Below are 13,897 nucleotides of genomic sequence, written 5' to 3' on the forward strand. Positions count from 1 at the left end.
TGTGCCTCGTTCACACAACAGGAGCAGATCTGTGCCACACACGTGCCACACGGGGCGGTCAACGGCGGGGAACCACGGGGAATCGCGGGGAGACGGGCCGCGTCAGCGCAGGCAGGAGAGTTGCGAGGTCAGCCCCCAGGAGCGTTCTCGGCTTCCCAAGCTGATAACGCGGGTTCGATTCCCGTCATCCGCTCCACGCAGCAGAAGGCCAGGTAGATCGGTGGAAACCGAACACCTGGCCTAACGCGTTTCTGGGGGTCCGTACAGGCCGCGTGCCCGCTACGTGCCCGATGCCCGGACCGCAGCACCCGCAGAGGGTGAGCTTTCGCCGTGGCTCGCACGGGTCCGGCGCAGCTCCTCGGCGGCCCTCTCCCCCAGCCGGTCCGCCAACTCCTGAGCGCGTTCGTCGCGCGCGTGGAGGTAGACCATCGCTGCCCGGGGACTGGAGTCACCGGAGCGAGCGACCAAAGCACCCTGTTCGAGCACCTCCCGTGGCGGCGGTTGCGCGAGACGTTCGTCCCGGTTGGTCTTGACGGTAGGCGTCGGCATCAGCCCACCCCCACAACCGCGGAGCGGGAGACCCCCACCCCATGCAGTCCGAACGACCGTCACTGCGGCCCCTGGTAGGGCTGATCGTCGTGTTCGCGTCACACGTCGTCCTGGTGGTGACGCCACCGTCCTTCGGCGGCAGACCGTACGGGATGACCGTCGCGTGGGCGATCATCGTGGTGTTCGCGGCCATGGTGTACCGGAAGCTGTGGGCCCGGTACCGCGCCGGTCAGGAGCGTTCTCCGTCCGAGGAGGAACTCGGGCCGTAGGCCCCCTACCCCGGAGTGGGTACGATGCCCTCCCAATCGTAGGAGGCAACGCGTATGGCACTGGTCCGCAAGGGTTCCCGCCGCATCACCGTGGACGGCACCGGCTACCGGTGGCGCGTACGGCGTCGGCCGACCTACGCACAGGCCCTCTGCGAGTCGCCCATGACCTTCGCCGTGGAACTGGCGGAGGAGCCGGGGCAGACCCTCGTGGTCGCCACCCGGCACCCGCACCCGGGATCCTGGCTGTCAGACGCCCCTCCCGTCCCCGTGACCCCGGGCGTCGTCTCCACCGCTATCCGAAACGCTCTCGCGCGGGGGTGGTCCCCGGCCTCCCCTGGATCGGCCCACCACGTGAAGCTCTAGGACCCGAACACCGCACCCGGCGCGGGCCCCGTCCAAAGGCGGCCCCTGCCGCGCGAAGCGGTTTCGCGCTGCAGGGGCCGTTTTCGGGTTCCGGGCACGCCCGCTCTCACGCCGGTGACGCGGCCCCGGACGGCGACGCGGCCGTGACGGCCGAACGCCGCCACGCCAGCGCCACCAGCCCGGCGGCCACACCCACGCACACGACCTGCCCCACCAGGCCGAAGGTGCTGTACCCGTGCACCCCGAACTGGATCATGAACCCCGCCCAGCAGTAGGTCGCCACGGCGCCCGCGACGGCGGCCAGGGGGTGGCGGACCGTCCAGCCCTCGCGGCCCGATCTGACGAGGAGCACCGCGCCCGCGGTGAGCGCCAGGACGGACATCACCGCGAGCGTGACCGCGGCGGGGACCAGCCCGTTCTCCTGGATGAGGATGAAGCCGCTGCCGCACACCAGTGCCACGGCCGCCAGGGCGAGGGGGTGGGGCACGCGGCCGTCCCGCGCGCGACCGGGTCGCAGGAGCAGTCCGCACACCACGCAGACCGCTACCAGGGCCAGCACCACGGCGACCTGCGCGGGAGAGGCGAAGAACCGGTAGGTGTAGTAGTTGCCGAACCCGAGCAGCGTGCCGCCCAGGAGGTAGACCACGACCACGGCCGCGGTGCCCGGCACCCGTAGCCAGGGCTCGCTGGCACGGGCGGGGAAGAGGAGTTCGACCAGCGCGATCGGCACCAGGATGCTCCACACGCTGTGGATGCCGACGACGTAGAACGACCACACCGGGCTGGTGCCGAGCGTGGGCATCCAGCCGTACTCCAGCAGCCCCAGCCCGAGGTACTCGCGGTTGAAGAGGGTGCCCAGCACGATGCCCTCCTCGATGAGGCCGTAGCCGACGGCCAGGGCCAGCATGGTGGGGTAGCCGCGCCCCAGTCGGCGGGCCACCTCGCGGATGAGCAGGGCGCCACCGCCGTACAGCAGGACGAGCGGGAGCAGCATGAAGGCCCACGTGGAGGGCTCGGGTGTGATGTTGCCCAGGAGGTACTCACCGACGAACGGGGAGAGCACCAGCAGGGTGAGGGGCGGGATCAGGCGCATGACGGCCTTTCACGTCGGTGAACAGGGCGGATGCCACCGAAGTTAGGAACCGGCAGCCGCCGCATCCAGTGCCGCGGGACCGATCGCGACGAACGGACCGCCCGGCGGGGCCGTTTCACGACGAAAGTCGCACCGGGCTCGACGCCTCAGCCGAACCACCGTGCGGCCATCAGGGCGAGCTGGGTGCGGTTGCCGCAGTCGAAGCGGCGCATCATCCGGGACACATGCCCCTTGATGGTGGCCTCGCTCAGATAGAGCTCACGGGCGATCCGCGCGTTGGAGGCGCCCGTGGTCAGCAGGCGCGCGATCTGGCCCTCGCGCTCCGACAGGGTCGGCGTCTCGGCCCTGTCGGGTTCGGGTGCCCGCTGTTCCCCCTCCGCTCCGGCGGGCGCCACGTCGATGCGCACGGTCAGCCGGGGTCCGGAGGCGGCGTCGGGCGCGTTGAGTCCCTGTAGTGCGACCGTGCGCAGGTCGCGTGCCTGTGCCGCGGTGGTCTCGTCGCGCGCGGCGGTCAACATGCCCTCCGCCCGCAGCGCCACCAGGAGGAGCGCCCGCCGTGCGTCCCCCGTGTCGCCCCCGGTGGGGGCCGGCGGGACGGCGGGGCGCGACAGCCTGTCCCGGCGCGCCTCGTCGAGCCGCTGGACGGTGGCCACCAGGGCGCCGCCCAGGACCGGAACGGACGAGGCGAGCAGGCTCGGCACCAGGGGGGCTCCGCCCCGCGCGGTGACGAACGCCGACACGGCCGCGGCCGCTGACAACAGCACCACACCGGTGGCCAGCTCGGTCATGCTCCGGGCCCGCCGCACCAGGTCGAGGGTGCCGAAGGCGAGCGCCAGGACGGCCCAGGGGACCGCGCCCAGCCGCAGCAGTTCGCGCAGGGTGGGTTCGAGGGCGATGCCCAGGGTCACGACCGCGACCACGCCGGGCATCACCGCGGAACGGCCGCCGAGCCGCCAGCCCAGCGCGGTGGCGCCCAGCTGCACGAGGGTCGAGGCCAGGACGACGGTGGCGGCGTGGGGCGCGATCAGCAGGCCCGCCGCCCCGCCGAGCAGGGCGGCGGCGGCCAGCACGAGGGCGGGCAGGCCGGTTTCCCATCGGCTAGGGGCGGTCACGGGTCCGATACTAGGGCGGGTCCGCGGCGGAACGCGGGGCCGTCCCCGCCTCCGCCGGGCGACGCCCCGGCAGCGCGACGCGGCGCGTCAAGGGGCCGTCCCCCGTCCCCGGCCCCCACCGCGCGGCGTTCCGCGAGCGCGAACGGGTCGGCGCCTCGGACGCGGCCTGCCCCGACCGCGCCCGAGGCGCCGGCCCCCGACGGTCCCCGCGCGGGACGCGTCCCGCGGCCGTCAGTCCTCGGCGCGCACGTCCACGGCCTCGCCCGCGGCGTCGAGGATGACGTCGTACTCCTGGCCGTCGGCGCCGCGCACCTCGGCCTCCCAGCCGTCCCAGCCGTCCTCGTCCTGGCGCTCGACGTCCACGGTGGTCGCGCCCTCGCCGACGGCGGCGGCGGCGTTGGCGGAGACCGTCTCGCGGTCGGCCGCGGCCTGCTCACCGGTGCTCTGCCAGGGGGCGGGGGCCCCGTCGGTGTCGCGGAAGGCCGTGCCGTTGACGGTGAACACGTCGGCGTCGTCGCGGTCCTCGCCCTCGTCGTCATCGTCGTCCTCGTAGCGCACGCCCAGGGTGACCTCGGTGCCCTCCAGGCCGCGCAGCTCGTCCAGGAGCGGCTCGACGGTGCCGTTGCCGTCGAAGTCCTCCAGTTCGGGGTTGGTCAGCAGCCACTCCTCCGGGCCGAAGTCGACCTCGACCCCGGACACGGACCAGTCGTCGACGTCGTCCCCGGCGCGCAGCTCGCCCACGAGCTGCTCCAGCCCGTCGACGGTCCGGGTCGAGGGCCCGCTCCGCTGGGACTGCTCGTTCCCGTCCGTCTCGGAGTCGGCCCCGGCGGTGACGCCGGTGAGCGCGATCGGGGCCACCTGCCGCTCGGGGTCGCCGGCGACCAGGTAGCCGACCGTGCCCACGGCCAGCAGCCCGGCGGCCGCGGCGGAGGAGAGGATGATGATGGTCTTGGTCTGCATCGAGGATCCCTTGCTCACATGCTCGAAGGTCTGTGTACCACCCAGCATGCGGCGGCGCGATGATGGCGGCATGAGGTCCACATGAGGGTCTTCTTCATGTTGCGCTCAGGGACGGTTCAGCGGCCTCCGCCACGGTGGGAGGCGGCACGGGGAAACGGGGAGGGGCACGGCCTTGGCGATTCTGGTGGTGGAGGACGAGGAGGGGATCGTCTCCTTCGTGCGGCGCGGGCTGGAGACGGCCGGATACCAGGTGCTCACCGCGGCCGACGGGATCGACGGGCTGACGATGGCCCTGTCGTCGGACGTCGACCTCGTCGTGCTGGACCTGGGGCTGCCGGGGATTCCGGGTGAGGAGGTGCTGCGGCGGCTGCGCGCGCGCCGCCCCTCGGTGCCGGTGATCGTGCTCACCGCCAAGGACGCCGTGAGCGACCGGGTCGCCAACCTCGACGCCGGGGCCGACGACTACATGGTCAAGCCGTTCAGCGTGAGCGAGCTGCTGGCCCGCGTGCGGGCCCGGCTGCGCGGCGGCGGCCAGGAACGCGGCGACGTGCTGGCCGCGGGCGGTGTGGTGCTCGACCTCGGGGCGCGCACCGCCTCGGTGGAGGGTCGCACCGTCAACCTGTCGGCGCGTGAGTTCGCGCTGCTGGAGGTGCTCATCCGCCATCCGACGCAGGTCTTCTCCCGGCCCCAGCTGCTGGACCGGGTCTGGGGCTACGACTTCGACGGCGCCTCCAACGTGGTGGAGGTCTACGTCAGCCAGCTGCGCCGCAAGCTCGGCGGCGAGCGCATCCAGACGGTCCGCGGCGCCGGGTACCGGCTCGGGGACGGCGCACGGTGAGCCTCACCGGCCGGGTGGTCCTGCGGTCGCTGCTGGTCATGGCCCTGGTCATCGGCGGCGTCGCCCTGCTCACCTACGAACTGGTGCGGGTGTCGGGCCTGGCCGACATCGACCACCTGCTGCGCCAGGAGTCGGCGCTGGTCGGCGACGCCCTCGACGGGCGGCTGCCCGCCGCCGCCGGGCTCGACGGCGTGGTCTCGGGCCCGGAGGCCGAGCGCGCCGCCCGCCAGGCGCTCGCCGTACGCCCCAGCGGAGCCCGCCACGTGACGCTGGTGACCGTCAACGACGTGCGGTTGCAGAGCACCGGGGGCCCCTCGCGCGTCGCGGGCCTCATGCGCGGCGGCGACGCCCCCGAGCCCGAACCCGGGACCCTGCGCACGCTCGACACCGACGCGGGCCCGCTCCGGGTGCTCGACACCCGGGTCGTGGACGACGCCGGTGACACCCTGGCCGTCGTCACCGTCGCCGCTCCGCTCGACTCCACCCGGGACGCGGCGGCCACCGTCCTGCTGTGGGCCGGTCTCGCCGGGGCGATCGGCGTGGTCGGCGGAGGGGTCGTGCTGTGGCTGGTCGTGCGGCGCACCCTGGGCCCCGTGCGGGAGGTGTCCGACGCCGCCAAGGCGATCTCGCCGGCCGACCTTGCCACCCGCGTCCCGGTGCCCGCCACCCGCGACGAGATCGCCGAACTGGCCACCGAGATCAACCAGATGCTGACCCGCATCGAGCAGGCCGACAGCAACCGGCGCCGGTACCTGGCCGCGATCTCCCACGAGGTGCGCACCCCCCTCTCCGTCGCCGAGGGGCACCTGGAACTGCTGGGCACCGCGGAGGCGGCGGTGGTGCGCGCCGAACTCGACCGCCTGCGCCGCGTGCTGGAGGACCTCATGGCGGTGGCCCGCGGCGGTGACGAGATGGACGTCCGCGTCGAGGCCGTGTTCCTGCCCGACCTGTTCCACGACGTGCGGGCCCGGCTCGACGCCCTGCCGCACGCCGACGCCGTCACCCTGGAGGAGCCGCCGCCGGACGTCCTGCTCGGCGACCAGTCACGCCTGGAGCAGTGCCTGGCCAACCTCACCGCCAACGCCGTCGACCACAACCCGCCCGGCACCCGCGCCACCGTGACCGCCCGCGGAGGCGAGGACACGATCACCCTCACCGTGGCCGACGACGGCCCGGGGATCAGCGCCGAGGTGCTCCCCCACGTGTTCGAACCGTTCGTCACCACGCGCACCACCGGGTCGGGGCGCACCTCGGGGCTCGGCCTGTCGGTCGTGCGCTCCCTGGTCGAGGCCCAGGGCGGTGGGGTGGGCATCGACAGCGGCCCCTCCGGCACCGTCGTCACGATCACCCTCCCGCGTGCCACGCCCTGACCGGTCTCGCACGGGGCCGGGACCGCGCGTCCGGCGACCCGGGGCGCGTTCGCCGTCCACACGGGCCCTCGGGTGGAATTCCCCTTCGCCGCGAACCCTTCACCGCGAGGGGCGAAAACAGGAAATCCCCCGGAAAGGAAGAGCGCTTTCCGGCGCGGACGCCCCCTCCGCTCCGGCGCGCGGGTCCCACTGGCGCACACCCCGTGGGGAGGCCGTAATCCCCACCTTCCGTGATAGTCTCGTAATATCGCCGCAACGCCCCTCACCTGCGCGTACGCCCGTCACGGGCACCTGACCCGACCGTGGCCAAGTTTTGGGCGGGCCTTGGGGGGCAGTGCGATATGGCAGGAGGTGCTCCGATGGAGACCGGAATAATTGTCATCATCGCCTTAGTGGTGGTGGTCGTCATCGCCGGAGGAATCGCGATCGCCGCGCGGTCCTCGATCCTTCCGGCCCGGCGCACCGCCCGGCTGAAGAAGCGTTTCGGCGCCGAGTACGACCGCGCCGTGGAGGTCCACGGCAACAGGACGGCCGCCGAAAACAACCTGTCCGAGAGGCTTCGCCGCCGCGACAACATGAGGCTCCGCGAGCTGAGCGACCAGCAGCGCGTGGCGCACACCGAGACGTGGGCCGCGGTGCAGCAGGAGTTCGTCGACGACCCCGTCCGCGCCGTCCGCGACGCCCGCGGACTGGTGGAGGCCATCATGGCGGACCGGGGCTACCCCGGCCCCGCGTCCGCGGCCGACAGTGAAGCGGCCTTCGACCAGCGCCTGGACGACCTGTCGGTGGACCACTCCGCCGCGGTCACCGGGTTCCGCCGCGCGCACGCCACCGGGCGCCCCGCCGAGGCGGGGCAGAGCGGCACCGAGCACCTGCGCGAGGAACTGGTGTCCTACCGCGATCTGGTGGAGTCCCTGCTGGGCGGCCTGCCGACGGCCGACGGCACGACGAACCGGAGCCCGGGCGCGGGGCGGACCGCTGTCGACCACACCGCTCCGGCCGCGGGCACGGAGCGCACCGCTGCGGAGCGGCCGCGCCGGGAGAGGGGACCGGAGGCGGGTCTGTGACCGGCCCCGGCGGCTTCGCCGCGAGGAACCGACGACACGAGGAGGCGGACATGGTGGAACGCGTACCCGGCCCCGGCACGAGCCGGGAGACCGAATCGGACCAGTACCGGGCGCGGACGCCCGGAACCGGGACCGGCCCCCGTACCGCGGAGCCGGTGACCGTCGACGCTGAGGTGAACGATCCCGGACGCGGGACCGGCCCCGCCGGACACGCCAGGCCTGGCGGACGCGGAACCGCGCCGGGCCGGGCGCCGGAGCAGCCGGGCGCCGGAGCGGACCGCCCGGACGCGGCGGACGGGCCCCGGGCGCGGGGCGCGAAGCTGGAACGCGTCCGGGAGCGCTGGAACGCGACGCAGGGCAAGTTCGTCGACGACCCCCACGGCGCCGTGCGCGAGGCCGACGCGCTGGCGGCGGAGGTCGCCGACGCCGTGGTCGCGGAGATCGAGGAGCGCCGCTCCGCGCTGCGCTCCGCGTGGAACGAGGGAGAGGGCACGGACACCGAGTCGCTCCGGGTGGCCCTGCGCGACTACCGCTCCTTCGTGGAGCACCTGGTCAACACCAACACCTGACGGCGTGCGGACGCCGCGAGCCGTTCCGGGAGGGGCCGCCCACCGCCGAGCGCGGGGGCGGCCCCTCCCGTCGCGCGTCCGCCACTCGCCCCCCTCGACGGGGACCCGTGCGCGGGCCCGCGTCCCCCGGCCGGAGCCCGGGCGGACCCCACCGGAAGCGGTCAGCGGCGGTCGGCTCATCCGGCGACGAGCTTGTCGACCGCCGCCTCGGCCTCGGCGAACAGCCTCCGGTAGTGGCGCTCCCTGGCCTCACCGGACAGGCCCTGGGCCTCGCTGTCGAACAGCGCGGCCGTGTGGACGTCGAAGACCCCGCAGTACTCCGAGATCCCCCGGCGCAGGGGTCCGTCGAGCATGTCGAGTACCAGGTCCGCGTTCTGCTCCCCCTCGGCCAGCCCCGCCAGGCCCAGCCACAGCATCCGCTTCCCCGCCATGGGGGACCTGCTGCGGCCGTACGTGAGGCCGTAGTTCCACACGCGGTCGATCCAGCCCTTGAGCAGGGCCGGCAGCCCGAACCACCACACGGGGAAGACGGGGACGATGAGTTCGGCGGCGTGGACGCGGAGGATGTGGGCGTGCACCTCGTCGGAGTAGACCTTGTCCCGGTTGCCGTAGTCGGGTTCGTCGGCCTCGCTGTTGCGGGGGTCGAACCCCTCGGCGTGCAGGTCGAGCAGGTCGACGCGGTACCCGGACGCCTCCAGGCGCGCCGCGGCACGTGCGGCCACGGCGGCGGTCAGGGAGTCCGGGCGGTGGTGGGCGACCACGACCAGCGCGGTGCGTGCGGTCGGCGTGAGGGGCTCGGAGGTCTCGGCGGCTGCGAAGGGCTCTCGGTTCATGGATCCAGTACAGACCAGCGGACGTGGACGTTCCATAACCGAAAAGCTGCGTTTCTTTGGCGTTCGTCTACACTCGCTCCCATGGACCCTTTGAGCGACATGCTCAGCGGCATCCGCTCCGCTGGAGCCTCCGTCAGCCAGGCCTCGCTGGAACCGCCCTGGACGATCCGCTTCACCGGCGGCGCGCCGCTGACCATGCTGACGGTGATCAGCGGCGGCGGTTCGGTGGTCATGTCCGACGGGACGGCCCTGGCGATCAGCGCGGGCGACACCGCGCTCGTGCGCGGCCCCGACCCCTTCCACCTCGCGGACAGCCCCGCCTCGCCGCGCCGTCCCCACCGGGACCAGGAGATCGACTGCCTCGACCCGGCCCCGGGGTGCGGGCCGGTCAGTGCTCACGCGGTCGGCCTTCCCCGGTTTGACGGCCTCCGGGACGGCGGCCCCGGCGGCGGACTCCCCGCCGGGCTCCCGAACGGCGGGACCCGGGACGGCGGCCTCGCCGACGGGGCTCCCGAGGGCGCCACCACCCTCCTCGTCGCCGCCTACCGGGCCACCCGGAGCCGCCACGAGCGGCTGCTGCGCACCCTGCCGCGCACGCTGGTCCTCACCGAGGACGCCGAGAGCGTCTTCTGGCTCGAAGCGGCGAGGGACGCCCTGTCCCGGCGGCACCTCCCGGGCGGCCAGGCCCTGGTCGACCGCGTCGTGGACATGGGGCTGGTGTGCAGCCTGGCCTGCTGGTTCGAGCAGGAGGGCGCCGACGCCCCCGCCTGGTACCGGGGGGCCGTGGACCCGGTGACCGGGCCCGCTCTGGAGGCCGTCCACCGGCGTCCGCACGAGCCCTGGACGGTGGGCGCGCTGGCCGCCCGGGCGGGCGTGTCGCGCGCGCTGTTCGCCAAGCGCTTCACCGAGGTCGTGGGCCAGTCGCCCCTGGGCTACCTGACCGAGTGGCGGATGTACACCGCCGAGGAGCTGCTGGCGGACCCCGACCTGAGCGTGGCGAAGGTGGCCGGGGCCGTGGGCTACGCCGACCCCTCCTCGTTCAGCACGGCCTTCAAACGGCTGAGGGGGCTGAGCCCGCGCGAGTTCCGCCTGCGGAACCTGCTGACCGGGACCGGCACCGCCCCTGGAACCGGCGCCGGGTCCAGCCCCTGATCCGGGCCCGGGCCGGAACCCGCTTCCGGTTCCGATCCGGAATCCGGACCGGCCCCGAGGACCCCGTCCGCCCCGGACGCCGCACCGGTCCCGGGACCACCCACGAACCGGGAAGCACACCCGAGCCAGGAGCCGCACCCGGCCCGGGGGCGCGACCGCTCCCCGGGCCGGACGGCCTCAGCCCCAGACGACGGGGAGCGCGGCCCGACCGCTCGCCACGATGGACGGGGCCTGCTCCACCTCCGCCCCCTCGGCCAGGCGCAGGTCCGGGAAGCGCGTGAAGAGCGCCTCCAGCGCGGTCACGCCCTCCAGCCGGGCCAGCCCCGCGCCCAGGCAGAAGTGCGGACCATGCGAGAAGGCCAGGTGCCCCCGCTGCTCCCTCCGCAGGTCGAAGGCGTGCGCGTCCTCGCCGTGGCGCCCGGGGTCGCGCCCCGCCGCGCCGAAGCCCATGAGCAGAGCCTCCCCCGCGGGCACGCGCGTGCCCGCCAGGGTGACGTCCTCGGCCGTGTAGCGCAGCGGCAGGTACTGGATGCTGGCGTCCCAGCGCAGGGTCTCCTCGACCGCGTCGGCCCAGGAGGCGCCGCCGGACCGCACCAGCTCCAGCTGGTCCCGGTGGGTGAGCAGCGCGTGCACGGCGTTGGTGATGAGGTTCATCGTGGTCTCGTAGCCCGCGCCGATCATGAGGATCAGCGTCCACACCAGTTCGGTGTGGGAGAGCCGCTCGTCGCCCTCGGCCCGCGCCTGGAGCAGCGCGCTGGTGAGGTCGTCGCCCGGCTCGCGGGACTTGCGCTCGGCCAGCTCCGCCAGGAAGGCCTGCATGTCGGCGTTGGTCTGTGCCGCCACCTCCGGGGTGGTGGTCGCGTCGAAGACCCGGTGCATCAGGGTGTGCAGGGTGCCGCGGTGCTCCGCCCCGACCCCGAAGAGCTCGGAGATGACCGTCATGGGCAGCGGCAGCGACAGCGCCGCCTTGAGGTCCACCGGTCCCGGCCCGGCGGCCGCGAGGCCGTCGAGCAGTTCGGCGGTGATCTCGGTGATCCTCGGGCGCAGCTCCTCCACCCGGCGCGGGGTGAACGCCTGCGAGACCAGGGTCCGCAGGCGCCGGTGGCGGTCGCCGTCCGCGGTGAGCATGTTGTCCGGGGCCACCCAGGAGATCAGCGGCCAGTCCATGGGGATCTCGCCCTGCGCCCACGCCCGCCAGTGCCGCGCCTCCTTGCGCACGCCGGGATGGGCGAGGGCCTCCATGATGACGTCGTGGCCGGTCAGCGCCCGAACAACCACGCCACCAGTGATCTCAACCTCGACGACGGGGCCGCGGTCGCGGAGTCCGGCTGTCTGTCGGTGGAGGTCGTAGGGGTGGAGGACGGGGATGTCTGCTGCCATGGCGGTGTTCCCTTCGGGGAGTCGGGCGGAAATTCCACGGGGAGTTCGGCCAGGGCCCGCGCGAACGGGGAGACGCGCCAGCGCGGGGCCGGATCGGTCACGCGCAGGCCGCGCAGGCGCCTGGTGAGGACCTCCACGCCGACCTGGGCCATGGCCTGGGCGAACCCGTGGGCCGGGCAGCGGTGCGGGCCGACCCCGAAGGCCAGGTGGGCGCGGGTGACGTGCTCGATGTCGGGTCCGTTCTCGGCCATCGCGCTGTGGGCCGCGGCGTAGCCGAGGAGGATGGGCTCGCCCTTGCGGATGACCCGCCCGCCGCTGATCTCGACGTCGCGCACCGGGTAGAGGACCGGGTAGTTGGTGATGGGCGGCTCGCGCCACAGGACCTGCTCGACCACCTCGTCGATCCCGACGAGGGCGCCGTTGAGGGCCCGGCTCACCTCGGGGTCGGTGAGGATCGTGTGCGTGGCGGCCGTGATGAGGTTGGCGGTCGGCTCGGCGCCGGCGCCGATGGTCACGACGAGCTGGTGCAGCATCTCCTCGTCGGTGAGCCCCGCCCGGTGCTGGAGCAGCCAGGTGGTGATGTCCTCGCCCGGCGACGCGTGCTTGTGCGAGATGGCGTCGGACAGGGCGCGCTCGTACTCGGCGTTGGCGCGCACGACGTCGTTGCCGTCCCACAGGTCCACGAGCGAGGTCAGGACGCGCTCGCCGATGTCGCGCGAGAAGCCGAACAGGTCGCAGAGCACCAGCAGCGGCAGCAGGCGGGCGTACTCGGACACCAGCTCCGCGCTGCCGCGTTCGACGAAGGCGTCGATGAGGCTGTCGGCGTGGCGGCGGGTGCTCTCGCCGACACGGCTCTCGGGCACTCGGCCCAGGGAGTCGACCACCGACCGCTTGAGGCGGGCGTGGGCGTCGTCGTCGGCGAAGAGCAGGTTGGGGCGGTAGGCCATCATCGCGGCCACGGGGGCGTCGTCGGGGACGCGCCCCTCGGACCAGTCGAGCCAGAGCCGGGAGTCGCGCCGGAAGGTGCGGCTGTCCCTGCACCAGGCCGTGATGAGGGCGTAGTCGGCGACCACCCAGGCGCTGATCCCTGGGGAGATCTCGGCGGGGAAGACGGAGCCGTGTTCCTCGGCCATCCGCGCGTAGACGTCGTGCGGGCCGGCGTGGAACTCGGGGGCGTGGAGTTCGGCGTAGGGGCAGCGGGAAGCCAACGTTTTCCTGTTCTACAGGGGGGTTCGAGAGCCGCGCCAGTCTAGTACCGCGACATGTCCGTTGTTCCTTCCGTCCCATCCGTTCCACCCCCGCGGAACGGAGGTGGCGCCCGCCCTCCTCCCGGAGTCCCGGAGGTGCCCGGTCAGCGGCGCGAGTTGTAGCATCGTGGCCGGATTCCTCCCCCCTCCAACCCGCTCCTCCGGTCCCGGCGAAGGCCGCGCGGCGGGGCTTCCTCGACACACACGGGAACGGACGTTCATGGACGCTGAAGACACCCAGGTCATGACCAGGACGGGTGAGTTCACCAGCACCACCCTGAGCTGGGAGACCTCGGTCCGGGGTCGGGTCGCGGCGGCGGTCGACCGCCTCTCCGGGCCGCTGTCCGACCTGCTAGAGCGCGACGCCAACGACGGCGACACCCGCATGCTCGTCGCCGACTTCTTCAGCGTCGGCCTGAACTTCAGCAAGTACCAGGACATGACCACCCAGTACCGGACCAGCGGGGACTCGATCGACTACGCGATCGTGCTGGACGGCAAGCTGTTCGCGCCGGTGGAGGTGCGCCGGGTGGGCCAGGAGCTCGACCAGCGCAACATCCAGATGTCCCGGCGCCTGGCCGTCGAGGAGGGCGCCGAGTGGGTGATCCTCACCAACGGCCGCCTCTGGAAGGTCTACCACCTGCGTCCCGACGCGGGCGGCGGCAGCCGGCCGGTGGAGGTCATCGACGTCGACCTCACCGACGCCGACGCCTACCAGCACAACATCGACGCCCTGTTCCACATCACCCGCGAGGCCGTCGACCGCGGTCGGCTGGACACCCTGCGCGGGTGGAAGGAGGCCGTCGAGGCGGCCCCCGTCGCCGAGGTGCTGCGCAGCGACGCCGTGGTGGAGGCGGTCCGCGCGCAGCTGCGCGCCGCCACGGGCCACCTGGGGCACACGGGCGACGCCGATGAAGTGCGCCGCGCCCTGGTCGAGGGGGTCATCGCACCGGGTCTGCTCAAGGACTGACGCCGGTGGCGGGCCCGGCTCCCCCGGGGGGCCGGGCCCGCCCGCGTTCACCCCGCCCCGCTGTTCACCGGCTTCACTCCGGACTGCTTTCGCCTCCTCCGCCGCCCGCTGGTTCGCGCGTTTGC

The 13,897-nt window shown here is 73.6% G+C and carries 14 protein-coding genes and 1 pseudogene; 8 read left to right on the forward strand and 7 right to left on the reverse strand.

All coding sequences use genetic code 11. From position 1 onward, the window contains the following. Window positions 1–279 precede the first annotated feature (279 nt). Window positions 280–468 (reverse strand): annotated as a pseudogene (locus EV372_RS29385) (site-specific integrase); the annotation flags it as partial. Between the two features lie 122 nt (window positions 469–590). Between EV372_RS29385 and EV372_RS08940 the strand changes: the two are divergent. Further along, window positions 591–818, forward strand: coding sequence for a hypothetical protein (locus EV372_RS08940; protein WP_130395625.1), 228 nt, complete (start codon window positions 591–593; stop codon window positions 816–818). Between the two features lie 54 nt (window positions 819–872). Continuing rightward, window positions 873–1,181: a hypothetical protein gene (locus tag EV372_RS08945; RefSeq protein WP_130395626.1), complete on the forward strand. Its 309-nt coding sequence runs from the start codon at window positions 873–875 to the stop codon at window positions 1,179–1,181. Between the two features lie 106 nt (window positions 1,182–1,287). Here EV372_RS08945 and EV372_RS08950 read toward each other — a convergent pair whose 3' ends face one another. The 3 genes from EV372_RS08950 to EV372_RS08960 form a co-directional block, all read right to left on the reverse strand. Then, window positions 1,288–2,274 carry a hypothetical protein gene (locus tag EV372_RS08950; RefSeq protein WP_130395627.1) on the reverse strand — a complete coding sequence of 329 codons (987 nt, stop codon included), beginning with the start codon at window positions 2,272–2,274 and terminating at the stop codon, window positions 1,288–1,290. 146 nt (window positions 2,275–2,420) lie between these two features. Beyond that, the gene (locus tag EV372_RS08955) at window positions 2,421–3,386 is read right to left on the reverse strand and encodes a LuxR C-terminal-related transcriptional regulator (protein ID WP_130395628.1); all 966 of its coding nucleotides are present in this window, start codon (window positions 3,384–3,386) and stop codon (window positions 2,421–2,423) included. 231 nt (window positions 3,387–3,617) lie between these two features. Next, window positions 3,618–4,346, reverse strand: coding sequence for a hypothetical protein (locus EV372_RS08960; RefSeq protein WP_130395629.1), 729 nt, complete (start codon window positions 4,344–4,346; stop codon window positions 3,618–3,620). Window positions 4,347–4,518: 172 nt separating this feature from the next. Here EV372_RS08960 and EV372_RS08965 point away from each other — a divergent pair, with 172 nt between their 5' ends. From EV372_RS08965 to EV372_RS08980, 4 genes are all read left to right on the forward strand, one after another. Next, the gene (locus tag EV372_RS08965) at window positions 4,519–5,184 is read left to right on the forward strand and encodes a response regulator transcription factor (protein WP_130395630.1); all 666 of its coding nucleotides are present in this window, start codon (window positions 4,519–4,521) and stop codon (window positions 5,182–5,184) included. Further along, on the forward strand, window positions 5,181–6,554 hold the full coding sequence (locus EV372_RS08970; RefSeq protein ID WP_130395631.1) for a sensor histidine kinase: 1,374 nt from the start codon (window positions 5,181–5,183) through the stop codon (window positions 6,552–6,554). Before EV372_RS08965 ends, EV372_RS08970 begins: the two co-directional genes overlap by 4 nt. A gap of 359 nt (window positions 6,555–6,913) precedes the next feature. Beyond that, window positions 6,914–7,621 (forward strand): hypothetical protein, encoded by a 708-nt coding sequence (locus EV372_RS08975; protein ID WP_130398829.1) that lies wholly within the window; start codon window positions 6,914–6,916, stop codon window positions 7,619–7,621. A gap of 50 nt (window positions 7,622–7,671) precedes the next feature. Further along, window positions 7,672–8,190 (forward strand): hypothetical protein, encoded by a 519-nt coding sequence (locus EV372_RS08980; RefSeq protein WP_130395632.1) that lies wholly within the window; start codon window positions 7,672–7,674, stop codon window positions 8,188–8,190. Window positions 8,191–8,366: 176 nt separating this feature from the next. Here the strand turns inward: EV372_RS08980 and EV372_RS08985 are convergent, their stop codons facing one another. Further along, complete coding sequence (locus EV372_RS08985) at window positions 8,367–9,023, reverse strand: NAD(P)H oxidoreductase (protein ID WP_130395633.1); 657 nt, start codon at window positions 9,021–9,023, stop codon at window positions 8,367–8,369. A gap of 81 nt (window positions 9,024–9,104) precedes the next feature. Here EV372_RS08985 and EV372_RS08990 point away from each other — a divergent pair, with 81 nt between their 5' ends. Further along, window positions 9,105–10,175 carry an AraC family transcriptional regulator gene (locus EV372_RS08990; protein ID WP_165435973.1) on the forward strand — a complete coding sequence of 357 codons (1,071 nt, stop codon included), beginning with the start codon at window positions 9,105–9,107 and terminating at the stop codon, window positions 10,173–10,175. A 177-nt stretch (window positions 10,176–10,352) separates the two neighbouring features. Here the strand turns inward: EV372_RS08990 and EV372_RS08995 are convergent, their stop codons facing one another. Together EV372_RS08995 and EV372_RS09000 are read right to left on the reverse strand one after the other, a co-directional pair. Beyond that, window positions 10,353–11,453: a cytochrome P450 family protein gene (locus EV372_RS08995; RefSeq protein WP_019611179.1), complete on the reverse strand. Its 1,101-nt coding sequence runs from the start codon at window positions 11,451–11,453 to the stop codon at window positions 10,353–10,355. Continuing rightward, entirely contained in the window at window positions 11,435–12,763 is a 1,329-nt protein-coding gene (locus EV372_RS09000) for a cytochrome P450 family protein (RefSeq protein ID WP_130395634.1), read from the reverse strand. The genes EV372_RS08995 and EV372_RS09000 overlap by 19 nt, the downstream gene beginning before the upstream one ends. 259 nt (window positions 12,764–13,022) lie before the next feature. Here EV372_RS09000 and EV372_RS09005 point away from each other — a divergent pair, with 259 nt between their 5' ends. After that, complete coding sequence (locus EV372_RS09005) at window positions 13,023–13,772, forward strand: hypothetical protein (RefSeq protein WP_130395635.1); 750 nt, start codon at window positions 13,023–13,025, stop codon at window positions 13,770–13,772. Window positions 13,773–13,897 lie beyond the last annotated feature (125 nt).

Source organism: Nocardiopsis sp. CNZ308 (assembly GCF_004217075.1).